The organism is Desulfosarcina sp. BuS5 (assembly GCF_028752835.1).
Taxonomy (GTDB): domain Bacteria; phylum Desulfobacterota; class Desulfobacteria; order Desulfobacterales; family BuS5; genus BuS5.
On the sequence record NZ_CP087952.1, the window covers coordinates 2,925,900 to 2,941,788 of the forward strand.

General features: G+C 42.3%; 16 protein-coding genes. 4 read left to right on the top strand and 12 right to left on the bottom strand.

The annotated features are described in order from the left end of the window. Positions 1–22: 22 nt before the first annotated feature. The 9 genes from BuS5_RS14350 to BuS5_RS14390 all read right to left on the bottom strand — a co-directional run bounded on the left by BuS5_RS14350 (position 23) and on the right by BuS5_RS14390 (position 9,585). A complete protein-coding gene (locus BuS5_RS14350) occupies positions 23–424 on the bottom strand; it encodes a bactofilin family protein (RefSeq protein ID WP_051374597.1) in 402 nt (133 codons plus the stop codon). A gap of 19 nt (positions 425–443) precedes the next feature. Next, positions 444–1,547 (bottom strand): rod shape-determining protein RodA, encoded by a 1,104-nt coding sequence (gene rodA, locus BuS5_RS14355; RefSeq protein ID WP_035264462.1) that lies wholly within the window; start codon positions 1,545–1,547, stop codon positions 444–446. Further along, on the bottom strand, positions 1,537–3,381 hold the full coding sequence (gene mrdA / locus BuS5_RS14360; RefSeq protein WP_035264459.1) for a penicillin-binding protein 2: 1,845 nt from the start codon (positions 3,379–3,381) through the stop codon (positions 1,537–1,539). The genes rodA and mrdA overlap by 11 nt, the downstream gene beginning before the upstream one ends. Before the next feature lie 631 nt (positions 3,382–4,012). Then, positions 4,013–4,852, bottom strand: coding sequence for a rod shape-determining protein MreC (gene mreC / locus BuS5_RS14365; protein ID WP_035264457.1), 840 nt, complete (start codon positions 4,850–4,852; stop codon positions 4,013–4,015). Between the two features lie 4 nt (positions 4,853–4,856). After that, positions 4,857–5,900 (bottom strand): rod shape-determining protein, encoded by a 1,044-nt coding sequence (locus BuS5_RS14370; protein ID WP_027353107.1) that lies wholly within the window; start codon positions 5,898–5,900, stop codon positions 4,857–4,859. Positions 5,901–6,133: 233 nt separating this feature from the next. Further along, positions 6,134–7,225, bottom strand: a complete 1,092-nt coding sequence (locus BuS5_RS14375) for a serine hydrolase domain-containing protein (protein WP_051374596.1) — start codon at positions 7,223–7,225, stop codon at positions 6,134–6,136. Continuing rightward, positions 7,222–8,142: a S66 peptidase family protein gene (locus BuS5_RS14380; protein ID WP_035264455.1), complete on the bottom strand. Its 921-nt coding sequence runs from the start codon at positions 8,140–8,142 to the stop codon at positions 7,222–7,224. The genes BuS5_RS14375 and BuS5_RS14380 overlap by 4 nt, the downstream gene beginning before the upstream one ends. Then, on the bottom strand, positions 8,142–9,080 hold the full coding sequence (locus BuS5_RS14385) for an SPFH domain-containing protein (RefSeq protein ID WP_035264453.1): 939 nt from the start codon (positions 9,078–9,080) through the stop codon (positions 8,142–8,144). The genes BuS5_RS14380 and BuS5_RS14385 overlap by 1 nt, the downstream gene beginning before the upstream one ends. 49 nt (positions 9,081–9,129) lie before the next feature. After that, positions 9,130–9,585 (bottom strand): NfeD family protein, encoded by a 456-nt coding sequence (locus BuS5_RS14390; RefSeq protein WP_027353104.1) that lies wholly within the window; start codon positions 9,583–9,585, stop codon positions 9,130–9,132. Between the two features lie 348 nt (positions 9,586–9,933). Here BuS5_RS14390 and BuS5_RS14395 point away from each other — a divergent pair, with 348 nt between their 5' ends. Next, positions 9,934–10,554: a DUF4126 domain-containing protein gene (locus tag BuS5_RS14395; protein ID WP_027353103.1), complete on the top strand. Its 621-nt coding sequence runs from the start codon at positions 9,934–9,936 to the stop codon at positions 10,552–10,554. Between the two features lie 46 nt (positions 10,555–10,600). Continuing rightward, positions 10,601–11,383 (top strand): TatD family hydrolase, encoded by a 783-nt coding sequence (locus BuS5_RS14400; RefSeq protein ID WP_027353102.1) that lies wholly within the window; start codon positions 10,601–10,603, stop codon positions 11,381–11,383. A 67-nt stretch (positions 11,384–11,450) separates the two neighbouring features. On the opposite strand, the gene BuS5_RS14405 is transcribed toward BuS5_RS14400, so the two are convergent. From BuS5_RS14405 to BuS5_RS14415, 3 genes are all read right to left on the bottom strand, one after another. Beyond that, the gene (locus BuS5_RS14405; RefSeq protein WP_035264450.1) at positions 11,451–12,806 is read right to left on the bottom strand and encodes a phosphomannomutase/phosphoglucomutase; all 1,356 of its coding nucleotides are present in this window, start codon (positions 12,804–12,806) and stop codon (positions 11,451–11,453) included. Positions 12,807–12,836: 30 nt separating this feature from the next. After that, positions 12,837–13,655 (bottom strand): undecaprenyl-diphosphate phosphatase, encoded by an 819-nt coding sequence (locus BuS5_RS14410; RefSeq protein ID WP_027353100.1) that lies wholly within the window; start codon positions 13,653–13,655, stop codon positions 12,837–12,839. 272 nt (positions 13,656–13,927) lie between these two features. Then, positions 13,928–14,383 carry a hypothetical protein gene (locus tag BuS5_RS14415; RefSeq protein ID WP_027353099.1) on the bottom strand — a complete coding sequence of 152 codons (456 nt, stop codon included), beginning with the start codon at positions 14,381–14,383 and terminating at the stop codon, positions 13,928–13,930. Between the two features lie 282 nt (positions 14,384–14,665). On the opposite strand from BuS5_RS14415, the gene BuS5_RS14420 reads away from it, so the two are divergent. Both BuS5_RS14420 and BuS5_RS14425 read left to right on the top strand, forming a co-directional pair. After that, the gene (locus tag BuS5_RS14420) at positions 14,666–15,388 is read left to right on the top strand and encodes a GntR family transcriptional regulator (RefSeq protein WP_027353098.1); all 723 of its coding nucleotides are present in this window, start codon (positions 14,666–14,668) and stop codon (positions 15,386–15,388) included. Next, positions 15,388–15,663 carry a CoA transferase gene (locus BuS5_RS14425; protein ID WP_027353097.1) on the top strand — a complete coding sequence of 92 codons (276 nt, stop codon included), beginning with the start codon at positions 15,388–15,390 and terminating at the stop codon, positions 15,661–15,663. The genes BuS5_RS14420 and BuS5_RS14425 overlap by 1 nt, the downstream gene beginning before the upstream one ends. Positions 15,664–15,889: the final 226 nt, after the last annotated feature.

Genomic DNA, 15,889 nt, shown 5'->3' on the forward strand with positions numbered 1-15,889 from the left:
CAAACATTTTTTGCAGTGCAATTTATCCTTCCATGTCATCCTGTGGATCAATGAAGCTGGCCGGATTCTCTGATAATAATTTACTTTCGTTCATGGAGCAGTGTCCATTAAATACTACCCCGGTTTCTATTAAAATAACAGGGGCATGAATATCTCCGGTTATCCGGGCCGGGGGGCTGATCTCAATTCTGTCGCGAGCCTCTAAGGAGCCGTTAATTTCTCCTTTGATTATTGCTACATCTACCTCTATATCGGCATTTATAATTGCCTTTTCACCTATGATAACCGTCCCGCCGGCACTTATAATCTTTCCTTTTACATTACCGTCAAGTCTTATGGTATCACTGAAATTGATTGTGCCTTCTATGCTTGCGTTTACTCCAATATAAGTAGATACTCTGCCACTCTTGTTGGTTTTTTTCATATTCTCCCCGTTAACAGTACTATGAATGCATAAACCGCCGCATACTTACATTCATTAAAATACCGATGCTGATCATTACAGTTAAAACTGATGAGCCGCCATAGCTGATAAACGGTAAAGGCACCCCTACAACAGGTACTATTCCGGCAACCATCCCGATATTAATAAATATTTCCCAAGTCAGCATTGTTGTGATTCCCACGGATAAAATCGTTCCGAACGAATCTCTGCAACCATACGCAATATTCAACCCGCAGACAATAAGCATGAAAAGAATAAAAAGAAGAACAGCAGAACCTACAAAACCCCATTCCTCGGCCAGCACTGAAAAAATAAAATCCGTATGCTCTTCCGGAAGAAAAGAAAATGCATTCTGAGTTCCCTTTAAAAACCCCTTGCCGTAGAGCATTCCCGAACCAATAGCAATTTTCGATTGAATAATATGATAGCCCGTTCCCAGGGGATCTCGATCCGGATCCAGAAATGTTAAAATTCTCTGCTTCTGATATTCTTTCAAAAAAAAACATATAGACGGGACCGTTATTCCACAAAAAGTAGTAATATAGATAAGTGTCCGTCTTTCAATCTTAACAAAAAAAGTCATAGAACCGGCAATTAAAAGAATAAGCATCGCCGTTCCAAGATCAGGCTGTTTAACTATTAAAATAAAAGGTACTGCAACCAGTATAAAAGGTATGAAGAGATCTTTCATCTTCAACCCGGTTGTTTTGGCCAGACTAGAATAATACCTTGCAAGGAGAATGATTGTTGCTATTTTAACGAGCTCGGAGGGTTGAAGAGAAACCGATAATATTGTCAGCCAGCGTCTTGATCCTCCGACATATCTGCCAAAAAAGAGCACTGAAATCAAAAGAATTATGCAAAACACATAAATTACTCCAGCCCAACGTTCCAGGGCCTTATAATGGAACAGGAAAGAGATAATCATGGCTGTCAAACCTATACCATACCATATCAACTGCTTGACACACAAAACCTTTTGCGGAGCAGATATCCCCGCTGTTACAGCGCTGTAAAGCGTAATCAGCCCAATAAAACCTATAATCACAGTCAAACAGAGCAATCCCCAGTCAAAATATTGCACAAGGCGTCTATCGAACATTATTGATAGTCTCCTCCGTCATCCCCTCGAAATACGTCCTGATGACCTCACTGGCAATTGGAGCAGCAATGCTCGACCCATGTTCACCATGTTCAACGATTACGGCAACAGCTATTTCCGGATCAACCGAGGGTGCATACGCCACAAACCAGGCATGGGGCTTCAGAAAAAAAGACCGCTCCTCTTCACTTAAGGAATCATCTTTTTTACGACTGACTACCTGGGCGGTCCCTGTTTTTCCACAAATTTCTATGCCGTCCAATCTGGACCCCCAGGCCGTTCCTTTTCTATCGTTAACAACTTTCCACAAACCCTTTTTTACCAACTCCATTACTTTGGCTGAAACAGGCAGCTTTCCGGCGACAAGAGGCGCACTTTTCCTTACGATCTCCCCTTCAGCAGTTTCTATTGCTTTTATAATCAGCGGCTTGTATAGTGTTCCACCATTAGCTACAGCCGAAATTAAAATCAGCATTTGTAAAGGTGTAACAAGATTGTACCCCTGTCCTATAGCCACTGAAAGGGTCTCTCCACCCTGCCATGAAACACCGGTACGCTGTTTTTTCCAGTTTGCCGTCGGGACAAGCCCATCCGCTTCGTGGTCAAGATTAATACCCGTGTAGGATCCGAGCCCGCATGCTTTTGCATACCAGGCCAACCTGTCTATCCCGAGCTTCTGGCCTACCTGATAAAAAAACACGTCACAAGACTCGGCAAGAGCCTTTACCACATCTACGGAACCATGTCCCGCTCTTTTCCAGCACCTGTAAACACGATTACCGTACCGGTAATGACCAGGACAAAAAAAGGTGGTATTCTCATCTATAACACCCTCCTCAAGGCCGGCCATGGCCGTAATTATCTTATAAGTCGAAGCCGGGGGGTATTCGCCCTGTATGGCCTTGTTCTCCATCGGCCTGAACGGATTTGTAATCAGAGAATCCCATTCCTTGTGGGACATTCCGCTGACAAAAAAATTCTGGTCAAATGATGGGCTGCTGGCCATGACCAGGATCTCTCCTGAAGAAGGGATCATAGCAAGAACGGCGCCTGCCCTGTTGTTTAAAAGATCTTCCGTCTTTTTCTGCAGGACATGGTCAATGGTAAGATATATATTATGACCGGGCTTTGAATCGACGGTTTTTAAAACCCTTATCACCTGACCTGCAGCATTAACTTCCACCTGGCGGCCGCCGCGCTTACCCCTTAAAAAATCGCCCTGAGTCTTTTCAACACCGAATCTGCCTATAAAATCACCACTCTTGCATCCGGTATATTGACCGGCCTTCAACTCATCAGAATTAATTTCTCCCAAATATCCTATAATATGTGTTCCGCTATACCGATAAATATAATGCCGCCTCGGTTTTACATCCACAACCACACCGGGGAGATCAAATTTATGCGCTTCTATGCGAGCCAGCAAATCACGCCCTATATCCTTTTGTAAAATAATCGGTTTATAAGAGGCGCATTTTGTCCGTGCGATCTTTTCTTTAAGCTCTTTAAAAGGAATAGATGTATAACTTGAGAGCCTGTTTATTGTATTTTCAACCGGCTTTGCATCTTTTAATATTATGCCCAAATCAAAAGACGGTCTGTTATTCACCAAAAGGGTCCCATTCCGGTCAAAAATCAGTCCCCGCTGGGGGTCTATAGTCTGTAAGCGGATACAATTATTTTCAGAAAGACGTCGGAATTCATCCCCGGCTATAATCTGAAGATAAAAAAGGCGGACAAAGAGAATCGCAAAAGCAGCCATTATACAAAAAAATGCTAAGGATAATCTCTGATGATACCACTCACTATCAGCAGTTTTTAAATAACTACCCAAAGTTCCCTCGAAATATAGGCTTTAAGATAATGATTTTGGGAAGGCCAGAGGAAGAAAGGCGTATTATAATACTCCGACAACCGATAACGCACCCAAAATCTTTATCTTAAAGCCTATAACGCAAACTATGACCGTTCAGAGTATAGTCGCTTATCCAAAATTATAAAGACTTGTTTAAAACCGGCAAGAAGAAAAGGACCTGTAATGAAAGCGCATATAACCTGGCTTTGAAAGAAATGAATGATATAAATGTCTTGGCGTCCACCTGGTTCCAGGATAAAAAAAATTCCAAAAAACATTACATTCTGCAATATAACACCCAATACAACAGCAAAAAACAATATAAATCTGTTTTCAGCGTGAAAAAATCGTATAACACACTTGCAACAGATATATAACCAGATATATGTCGTCGAGTAAAGGCCGAAACTACCGCCTGAAAGGCCGTCAATGAAAAATCCGCACAACAGAACCACCGGCAGGCTTTCCCGAAGTGAGCGGAAAAGACCGAGGTAAATTATAAAGGGGATTAATATATCATAGAATGAATCAAAAAAAGGGATGGACGACATAATAACAGTCTGGGCAATAACAAGACATATTATAGCCACCGCATAAAAACAAAATAGCATCAGTCTTTAACATCCGTTTCTATCCCGGTAAGATTGGTCTTATTTAATATGACCATAACCTCTTCAAGCTTTTCAAAGTCAACATAGGGTGTAACATCGACCTCCTGAAAAAGACCTGAATTTCGTTTTATAACTTTAGAAACATATCCAATACGAAGCCCTTTTGGAAAAACACCGTCAAGCCCCGACGTCACTACAGTATCCCGAGGGACTACATCTTCCTTGCGCAATGCATATTTGAGGATACAGAGACCCGATCGACCACCTTGAAGCAGCCCGCGAGCCCTTGTTCTTTGCACGAGCGTATCCACAGCACTATTTCCGTCTGTAATCAGAAGAACTTTAGAATAATGTTCCGCTACATCTGTAACCTGTCCTGCAATACCATCCGGGACTACCACCGGCAGACCCCTTAAGATTCCATCAGCATTACCTTTGTCGATAATAATGGTTTGGAACCATGCTGATGGGTCTTTTCCGATTACTTCGGCTGCAATGACCTCATCGGTTAAAGTTTTTTTAAAATTAAGAAGGTGGCGGAGACGTATATTTGAAAGTTCCGCTTCATAACAAAAATTATTTCTTTCTATGGCATTGCTTAATTCTTTTTTCAGCATCCTATTCTCGTTAGCCACTGAGATAAGATTAAAGTAATTATTCCAAATGCTTTCGAGAAACTTCAGAGAGTTTGAAATGGCATCCTGGAAAGGGGCCATGATAAAAATAGAAAGGCGGCCATATTCATGAAAAGGATAACGGCTGGTAATGGAAAGAGCTACGATGTTGGCGACAATCATAATAATCAAGCCAATAATCACAACCGTTTTTTTTGAGAACATATATTTAGTAAATGACAACCTGCCTGAGGATTTCCATACTGTCGATTGCCTTGCCTGAACCAAGGGCCACCGTAGATAAGGGGTCATCTGTAACTGTTATGGGCAGACTGGTCTCCTCCCTTAGAAGCTTATCCAAATTCTTGAGCAATGCTCCCCCTCCGGTCAGCACAATTCCCGTATCGACAATATCAGCGGCAAGTTCGGGAGGTGTCTGTTCAAGTGCTATCTTAACAGTATCGACAATAGCATCTATCTGCTCGGAAATAGCCACCCTGATTTCTTCCGAATCTATCGTTAAAATTTTGGGAATTCCGGAAGCAAGATCCCTCCCCTTAACCTCTATCGTCTCCAGGTTCTGTGTATCCGGATATGCATTTCCTATTGTAGTTTTGATTATTTCGGCCGTCCTTTCACCGATCAGCAAATTGTATTTTCTCTTGATATGCTGAATTATGGAAGCATCCATTTTATCGCCCGCAACCCTTATGGACCTGCTGAAAACAATGCCTGCCAGTGAAATCACTGCCACTTCGGTGGTACCGCCCCCAATATCAACAATCATATTGCATATTGGTTCGGTAATCGGCAGGCCGGCCCCGATAGCTGCGGCCATAGGCTCTTCAATCAAAAAGACTTCCCTGGCACCGGCAGATTCCGCTGATTCCTTGACCGCCCGCTTTTCAACCTGGGTAATCCCCGAAGGAACCGCAATAATAATTCTAGGCCGCACAAACGATCTTCTGTTATGAACTTTGTGAATAAAATGACGCAACATCGCCTCGGTAACTTCAAAGTCCGCAATCACACCATCCCTCATGGGGCGTATGGCTATTATATTTCCGGGGGTCCGGCCTAGCATGTTTTTGGCCTCATTGCCCACAGCAAGAACACGATTTCTGGTTCTTTCATCTGTCCGTACAGCAACTACCGAAGGCTCACTCAACACAATACCTTTGCCCTTGACATAAAGAAGTGTATTTGCAGTTCCAAGATCTATAGCAAGATCGCTCGAAAAAAAGCCCAGAACACTATCTACAAAAAAATTCATTTCCCCTCTTTTTCGCACAACCAGATGTGCAGAAGTTGCATGGTTACAATTGTATATATAGGTTATCAGATTTTAAAATTTAGCACAAGAGCAGAGGGAGGAAGGCTTATTATACCTCGGAAAGTATACAATACTCCAACGACCGATAACGCACCCAAAATCTTTTATATTAAATTCTATAAAATAGAAAAACCGCTACCAGAAATGGATTGCTATTACAAGTAAAAAATCTTCTATAAAATTTTTTTCATAACAGCATCATGCAATTCCGGCCGAAACGCCTTGATCTTGTTATTTTGGCGCAATGGATGCACACGGTTGGTTAAAAGAATAATTATCACTGAACGTTCCGGATCCATCCAAAAGGAGGTGCCTGTAAAACCGAGGTGACCGACACTCTTTTTCGAAAAAAACAGTCCGCTGCTGGAAGCTGGAGAGGAAGGCGTATCAAAACCAAGCGCCCGGCCCGCATGATCATCTCTCTTTAAAAATTCACTCATTAAATTTCTATCAAAAAGATTCGGCACAACCAGATGTCCATGAACAATATCCATGATGAATGATAACAGCTTAAAAACAGCTCCCGCGCTGCCAAAAAGCCCGGCATGTCCGGCAATACCTCCTAATGCATAGGCATTATCATCATGAACTGCACCTTTTAAAAGAATTTTACGCCAGGGGCATACTTCAGTGGCTGCAAAAATATCATTATCAAGCCCCAACATCTTAAGATCAACAAAAAACAGGCTCTCAGCAGAGCCGTTACCAAGTTTCAAGGGCGCGTAAATCTCTTCAGTCGTGAACCTGTCAAGACGTCGTCCTGATACATTTTCAACAATCAATCCCAGTATCATAAACCCGAGATCACTATACAAAGTCTTTTTCCCGGCCGGATACAATAATGGTTCTTTTACAAGATAAGCCCTTAAAGCCGCGGCCCTCCTGTTTTCAGGAAGTCTGCGTAAATCCTTGTAATATTCCCTGTAATCAGGAAGACCGGAATTATGATAGAGCAAATTGCTAATCGTTATCTCTTTTTTATCATTATCTCCGAATCCGGGGAGTATCGAGGCTACGCTTTGACCCAAAAATAATTTTTTCCGTTCAATCAGCTTCATCACGGCAAGAGTGGTAGCCAGTGGTTTGGTAAGAGATGCCAAATCAAAGATTGTCTCTTCGGTCATGGGAGTTTTGGAAAAAATATCCGCGCAACCATATGCCTTGCAAAATAACTGTTTCCTATCTTTTGAAACCAGTAAAACACCGCCGGGGAAGACTCCCTCCGCAACGCCTCTTGCCATAAGAGTATCAGCTTGATCCATCATTCTGCAAAACTTGTTGCAGCTTTGCTAAAAGCGAGCGTTTTTTTATACGTATCGAGCCTGGCGGCAAGTCCCATAGGAATAGTAATATTTGTTTTGCCGTGCCCTGCTTCAAATCCTGAAATAACAGGAAAATCAAAAGACCTGGTTATATCAGAAAAAATTTTCAACACCTCATTATTGTCGCCGCAACCTTCAAATGAACCGATAATAAGGCCTGCAAGGCTCTCAAAACAACCGGCCTGTTTCAGATGGGTCAGCATCCTGTCGATTCTATAGGGGGCTTCACCCCTCTCTTCAACAAAAAGAATATGGCCATTATACTCCGGTTGAACAGAAGTGCCCAGCATATGACAAAGGATCGAAAGATTACCGCCTGAAACAGGCCCTGCAGCAACTCCTTTTTTGATTACAACACCATTTTTCGGTTTTACCAAAATTTTCTTGTCAGACATCAAAACAGCTCGCAAAGACTCCCTGGTAACTCTGTCGGCATCTCCGAAACTTGTTACCAGCGGACCGTGATAGGTAACAAGCCCGCATCTTGTATACAGGGCTGACAATATGGCGGTTATATCACTGAACCCCACAAAGATCTTCGGATTTTTCTTGATCGCTTCATAATCCAAATATTGTAAAAGCCTGCTGGAACCGAATCCGCCCCTGGCGCAAATTATCGCCTTAACCTGCCTGTTTTTGAAAAGTCCGTTCAGCAGCTCCGCCCGCTCGGAATCGGAACCTGCCAGGTAACCACTGCGCCGGTAGATACCCCCGGGAATATAAACACATAACCCCATCGCCTCCAAAACCGCCGCGCCGCTCGCAAATTCATCAGCATCAAAAGGGCTCGCCGGAGCAGCAACTCCGATTAAATCGCCTTCGGCAAGTCTACGTGGAAGAATAAGAGCTTCTTTTCCCATTAACTTAAAGCGCCAATCTTTTCCTTTTTCTCTTTTACGGTGTCTATCACCTTAACTGCGGAAGCGACAAACCCGGAAATATCCGAAAGTGTTGTTGGAATTATCATTGTATTATTCTGCTTGGCCAGATTGCCGAATTCCTTGATATACTGTTCAGCGATTCTAAGATTAACCGCATCCTTGCCGTTTTCCTTGCCAATCCCCATTGCGATTTTAGCTATACCACGGGCGGTAGCTTCGGCCACCTTCTCAATTTCCGCGGCTTTCCCTTCTGCCTCGTTGATGCGCTTCTGTTTTTCACCTTCCGATTCTGCAATCATAGCCTGTCTCTTACCCTCTGCCCGGTTTATTTCGGACTGTTTTTCACCTTCCGATTCTGCAATCACGGCCCTCTTGTCCCGCTCTGCCTTCATCTGTTTTTCCATTGACTCGATAATACTTTGGGGAGGTTCTATATCTTTGACCTCATACCTGGTCACCTTTACCCCCCAGGGATCGCTGGCCTCATCCACAGCTTGAACCACCTTTAAGTTGATAGTGTCCCGGGCCTTAAAGGTTTCGTCCAGGTCAAAGGTTCCGAAGATACTCCGCATGGTGGTTTGCGCAATCTGGGAAGTAGCATATTTATAATCTTCAATCCCATAAGCGGATCTTTTCGCATCCACCACCTGGATATATAAAATACCGTCCACCCCGATTGAAACATTATCCTTTGTAATGCAGTTCTGCTGAGCCACATCAATGGCCTCCTCCTTTAAAGAGCGTTTGTATGAAACCTTGTCCAGAAAAGGGATCAGAATATAAAAACCGGCATCCAAAGTCCGGCTGTACTGCCCCAGCCTCTCAATGACATAGGCTGTTTTCTGCGGAACAATCCGGACTGTTTTAAAAAATGCTATTACAACAAGAATTACTATACCTATTCCTATATATTCCATTAAATCCTCCTGTTTTCAGGTTTAGGGTTTCGGGTTTGGATGTTTCCTTTTATTCCTCAGTCTTTAATGACTCAACAAGCAATGTCAGGCTGTCTTGCCCGGTTATTTTAACATAATCCCCATTTTTTATAATGTTTTCAGACAGGGTCTCTGCCTTCCAGGATGTGCCCTTGAAAAATACCTTGCCGAACTCTCCCTTTGTAAAGCTCTCCTGGGCCCTGGCCCTTTTACCGATAAAATCCTCTGTAGCGTCTTTTGCGTATTCCTTTTTAAACGATACCCTTTTTCTCAAAAAAACAAGCGATAATGTTGAGCATAAAATAAAAATTAGTATCTGAAAAAAAATGCTGACATCTAAAACCAGAAGTAACAGCGCAGAACACCAGGCCCCGATACCAAAAAAAATAATAATAAGACCCGGCAGAATAAATTCAGCCACCGCACATACCAGGCCAATTATAAACCATACCATCGCTGGTTCATTGGATATTTCCGCAAATCCCATCTATCCTCCATCATATAACATCCAGGAACATTTATAAGCAATAAATATACCGCCTTCGATAAGAACAAACAAGTTTAAAAAATTCTTACATTTCCTCTTGCATGGTTGGGGAAATTATTTCGTCCTAGCTCCTAATGGTTCCGAAATGAAACGCCTTGGCCAACCCAATTTTTTGCCGCTCATTTCAGTCATTGACAAATTGTATGCTGAGAAATATATCAATACATGATTTATAGTATATATGCAATTTGTGAGAAATCAGGGCTGGTGTATGATCGGCCGACGTTGACGACAAATACGATGCACTATGATTCTACCGGGGCGAAATCACCCCGGCCCCGAGTTTAAATGGATAATTTAAATGAAATATCAAAAACAATAGCTCTTTCAATGGGCGCCGGGTGGGCAAGCGGCATTAATCTTTATCTTGCTGTTTTGATGCTTGGTCTGCTTGAGATAACCGGCAATATCAGCCTGCCCCCGGATTTGCAGATATTAAGCAATCCTATGGTGATCGGAGCGGCGGGTCTTATGTACCTTGTTAATTTTTTTGCGGATAAAACACCTGGGGTTGATACAGGATGGGATGTTATTCATACTTTTATCCGCATCCCTGCCGGTGCTCTACTTGCTGCATCCGCTGTTGGTGATGTTAATCCTGTTGTTGCACTTGCCGCAGCCATTGCAGGAGGGAGTATAGCCGCAGGCACGCATGCTGTTAAATCCGGAACCAGGGCGCTTATCAACACTTCTCCGGAGCCGTTTTCCAACTGGACAGCTTCAATAACGGAAGATCTTGCGGTTATTGCAGGGATATGGACTGCTCTTTCCTATCCATGGCTCTTTATCGCATTACTGGTTATTTTTATTGTGCTGATGATATGGTTGCTGCCAAAAATATGGCAAGGAATAAAAAAAGTTTTCAGCTTCATTGCGCGTTTCTTTCAAAGAGATAAGGAGCATCAATAGACCTGGGGCGTGGAATAAAACGGGTCTGATACGGAATTAGTGAATTATGAAATTATTCGATAGTCATTGTCATCTTGATGACCGGATCTTTAAAAAAGATTTTGATAATCTTATGCAGCGTGCTGCTGAGGCAGGTGTTGAGGCCGTAATGATCGTCGGCATTGACCTGGACAGTTCGAAAAAAGCGGTTGCAATGGCTAAATCAAATGCGTGCTTCTACGCGTCGACTGGTGTTCATCCTCACGATGCAAAGAGTTGCAGCGAGAAGACAATAAAAGATCTTGTGAAAATTGCAAATGATGCGAATGTGCGGGCCTGGGGGGAGATCGGGCTCGATTTTAACAGGATGTACTCGCCCGGAGATGTTCAGGAAAAATGGTTCATAAGGCAGCTTGAAACAGCAGATAGCCTGGAGCTGCCTGTGATTTTTCATGAAAGGGACAGCAATGGCCGATTATTGAAGATTCTGAAGTCTTTTTTCAATCATAAGAGAAGAGGCGTTGTGCACTGCTTCAGCGGCAGCAGGGATGAACTGGGGGAGTATCTTGATATGGGATTGTATATCGGCATTACAGGTATACTTACCATAAAAAAACGGGGCGCTTATTTAAGGGATATTGTTAAAGATATACCTGTTGAAAGGCTTCTTGTAGAAACTGATGCCCCTTATTTGACCCCCGCCCCCGAGAAGAACCGCACAAGGAGAAATGAGCCTGCTTTTGTGCGGTCCGTTTTGCTTAAACTTGCGGAAGTAAGAAAAGATGATCCCGAATCGCTTGCGGAAAAAATTTGGAACAATACGTGCAGACTTTATGGGATTGACGGTTAATTGTAAAAGAATTTACGGGGATTGCATAATTCATTAAAAAAAACCGTCAACCGTAAACTGATAAACATCAACCATTGCTTTGTTTCATTTCCTCCAGCACGGTTTCAACAAGATTCTTTATCTCACCCAGTCTCTCTTTGGTCAGGGCCTCAAAACGAAGCACAAGCGCAGGCTGAGTGTTGGATGCTCTGACCAGGCCCCATCCATCATCAAAGAGGACTCGTACTCCGTCAATATCAATAACATTATATTCTTTTCGGAAGTATTCGGTCACCTTATCGACCAGGGCAAATTTTTTATTATCAGGGCATTCCACCCTTATTTCAGGTGTGGAGTAAGTTTTGGGAATATTAGAAAGAAGTTCTGATATTGTTTTCCCGGTATTCGCCATTATTTCAATAAGTCGGCATGATGCGTATACAGCATCGTCAAAGCCCAAATAGCGATCTGAAAAAAATATGTGTCCGCTCATCTCTCCGGCCAAAGCGGCATTCTCCTGTTTCATCTTCTGTTTTATAAGGGAATGACCGGTTTTCCACATTATAGCTCTTCCGCCATGTTTTTCAATATCGTCATACATAACTTTGGAACATTTAACTTCCGAAATAAATGTAGCTCCCGGCTTTCGGCTCAGGATTTCCCTGGCAAAAATTATTAACAGTTTATCTCCGAATACAATTTCTCCGTTTTCATCCAGGATACCGATTCTGTCGCCGTCGCCGTCATAACCTATGCCGATATCCAGACCTTCCGATTTTACGAGATCGCTGAGATCTTTCATATTTTCAGCCACAGTCGGATCAGCCTCATGATTTGGAAATGTCCCATCCATTTCGCAGTAAATATCGAATACTCGGCAGCCAAGACTCTTGAGCAAAGGCACGGCAATTACACCTGCGGTGCCGTTGCCTGCATCAATTCCAATCTTGAGGGGTTTTGAAATTTCAATGTTCTTTTGAATATATGCGTTGTAATCCGGGATAACGTTGCTTTCAGAAACTTTGCCTTGTCCAATAGCAAACTCGCCTTTATCTATTAATCCGCGTATCTTCTGAATCTCTTCACCATGAATAGAATCAGTCCCCATGCAAAGCTTAAAACCGTTGTATTCTTTAGGGTTATGACTTGCGGTCACCATGACCCCGCCTTCCTGGTTGAAGTGCTGGATCGAGAAGTAAAGAATCGGCGATGTGCAAACGCCGATATCCGTAACTTCACACCCGGTCGAAACAAGCCCTTCGATTACTTTTTTTGCATAAGATTCGGATGTTACCCGGCAGTCTCTCCCTACTGTAAGTCTGTTGCGCCCATGCTGCCGCAGGTATGTTCCGGCGGCTTTACCTATTAGTATAACTTCATCCCCGGTTATATCTTTACCGGCTACTCCTCTTATATCGTATTCTCTGAAAATTTCCGGATTCATGGTAATCTCCTTTACAGATTTAAGTCTTGTTCAGAAAACCAGCGCTGCAATTCCTGCCATCCAGCAGTAAGGCGCAAAAAAATGCATATTACCTTTTTTTACTATAAACAAAAGAACTTTAAGAGCAGAGTATCCTGTTATAAATGATGCCAGCATACCGAGCAGCGTTATGTTATCCGGCAGCATAGAGCCCACCGGCAATTTTTTTATATTTAATATTTCAGCCCCGATAATGGCTGGAACGGACAAAAGAAATGAATACCTTGCCGCAGTCTCCCTGTTAAGTCCCAGATATAATCCCGCCGCAATGGTCGAGCCTGATCTGGATATTCCCGGTATTATCGCAAAACCCTGTATCAACCCTATTACAAGTGAATCCTTGACAACAAAGCCATCTATATTTCTCCCGCTTTTTGGTAAATAGCGGGTAAACCATAAAATAAAACCGGTAACAATAAGCATCACCCCAACCATTGCGACGGAAGAGAAGAGAGTATCAGCCAGGCTGTGAAACATAAGCCCCAGGATACCTGTGGGCACAGAACCTGCTACTATCAAAAAGGCAAGTTTAAAATCAGGGTCTTTATAAATTTCAAATATAGATTTCTCTTTTCCGATCAACTGGTTAAGGCAGCGGAAAAGAGATATGATTATAGAAAGGATTTCCTTCCTGAAACATATTAAAACAACAAGAAGAGTGCCTACATGCACATTTATATCAAATGCCAGGGCACCATCTTTTAAACCAAAAATATTCTGTAAAATTACCAAATGTCCTGAGCTGCTTACAGGGAGAAATTCGGTAAGCCCCTGTATTATACCGAGTATGATTGCTTGAATTGGTTCCACCGGCAGGTTATATCCTATTCCAAAAAGTTTGCATCAAGGTATATATTGTCACATAATTCATTTCACAAGGCCAGAGGGAGGAAGGCGTATTGTAATACTCCGACGACCGATAACGCAGTGAAATTATTTATGTGACAATCTATATATATTTTAAAATGGGAACCCGGACCCATAGTAAAACATGAATCCATCATAGCCGCCGCCCTTGATCCCGGCAGCAGAAATATGCAAATATCGTACCCCACCCATCATTCGTATATTACTAAAAACTTTCATTGTTCCACCCCCCCGAACAATCGAAAATTAAAATAGCGTCTGCCGAAAAAATTGGTGGACTGTTGCTGAAAACCACTGCCGGCGTCAAAATAGGCGAACCATATACCATCATTGCTATTGTAGAAATGCTCACGCAATAAAACGTCCAGACCGACAACAGCTCCATTGTCGTCTATTCCGGAGCGAACATATGTACCCAAAATATCAATGTTGACCGACAAGCGGTCCCGTAAAAAATAGCCATAGCCGACATGCAATGCGGGCATTTCACCTTTACCGCTATCGCCTGCGATAACAGAGGCATATGTATGTAATTCTTCAGTTCCTTTGAGGAAGCCGTCTCCCGGCCTTTCAACAGATTTTATATTCCTCGAACTCCCGTGATTCAGTTCTGACTGTTCCGAAGCTTCAATTTCGGAATAAAGGAAACAAAAAATAACGGTATCCTTCATTAATGCTCAAAAGTAGTTTACACTTTTAAAGGTTCTCATTTTCTCGTTCCCATGCTCCAGCCTGGAAACCAAGCAAGAATCAACATAAAAAAGTGTAAACTGACAAATGAAGGATGCTATAATATCGCATATTTCTAATTGTTTGACAATATTAATTATAACGAAATTTATAACCTTCCAGATATAATTTAAAAAAAATAGTTATTGACAATTGTCGACAATCATAATATTTTTTTTGCATAACGTAACAATCAATCCTTAAGAACATTATAGAGTAAAATAATGAAACAGACTACTTTTTCAAAGCCTAGATCCCTTGTTGACCAGATCAAACACGACCTTTGTGGTGCTATTGAAAAAGGCGACCTGTTGCCCGGCCAGCAATTAAAAGAGGTTGAACTGCAAAAATGGTTCGGGGTCAGCAGGGCCCCGATAAGAGAGGCTCTGCGCCTTCTTCAGGGCGATGGTCTAATCATAATGGATGATTATAAAAAACGATGCGTCAGAAGAATCACAAAAAAGGATATTGAAGAAATTTTCCCTGTCATGGCATGTCTTGAAGGGCTGGCAGCAGGTTGCGCCGCATCAAAAATCACAACGGAACAGATCGGTAAGTTAAACGAGATAAACTTAAAAATGGTGGCTGCCCATAAAGAAGAAAAATATAAATTATGTACCAGGCTCAATTATGAATTTCACAGCCTGATTATTAAAGTAGTCGACAACCATGCGATGAACCGGGCGATGAGGTCATTGACAAAAGGCTCAATATGGCTTTGGATCACTAATTGTTATTATGAAAGAGATAATTCAACCCTTCTGTCAATTTCAGAACATAACAGCATCATAACGGCCCTGAGAGAGAGAAACACCAAAAAAGCGGATCAGGAGGCACGCAACCATATAAATCAAGCTTATCAACGATCACTGCAATTTGCTATATTTGATAATGAAGGTGATTATGTTTTGCCAATCCTTTCAAAGGATAAAGAAGTAATCAAATAATGGGGTATGCATTTTTGAAGAATGTTAGTGTTTTAGATTGTTCCATACTTATTCCGGGACATTACTGCGCCATGATACTGGCAGAAATAGGGGCGGAAGTAATCAAAGTAGAACGGACCGTAACGGGAGATGGGATGAGGGATGTCATACCGGGCTGTTTCGACTATCTCAACGGTAACAAGAGGTTTATAACTCTTAATCTCAAGCATGAAAAAGGGATAGGGCTATTCACGAAAATTGCGGAGAAAGTCGGAGATTTCCTGTCGATAATTTAATTAACGCTGACAGTAATGAATCGGTAAAACCCGAGCCCGGCAGGGATAATAGTACAATCTTCTCAAAGTTAGGCTTAAGTCAAAAAGAGATTGATACATTAAAAAAAGAAAAAGCAATATAAGGATTAGGCATCTTTCATTAATGCCCAAAAGTAGTTAACACTTTTTTTTAATGTCAGAATCAGTATTTTACCGCAAAGTTCGCTGAAAACGCTGAGATATTACA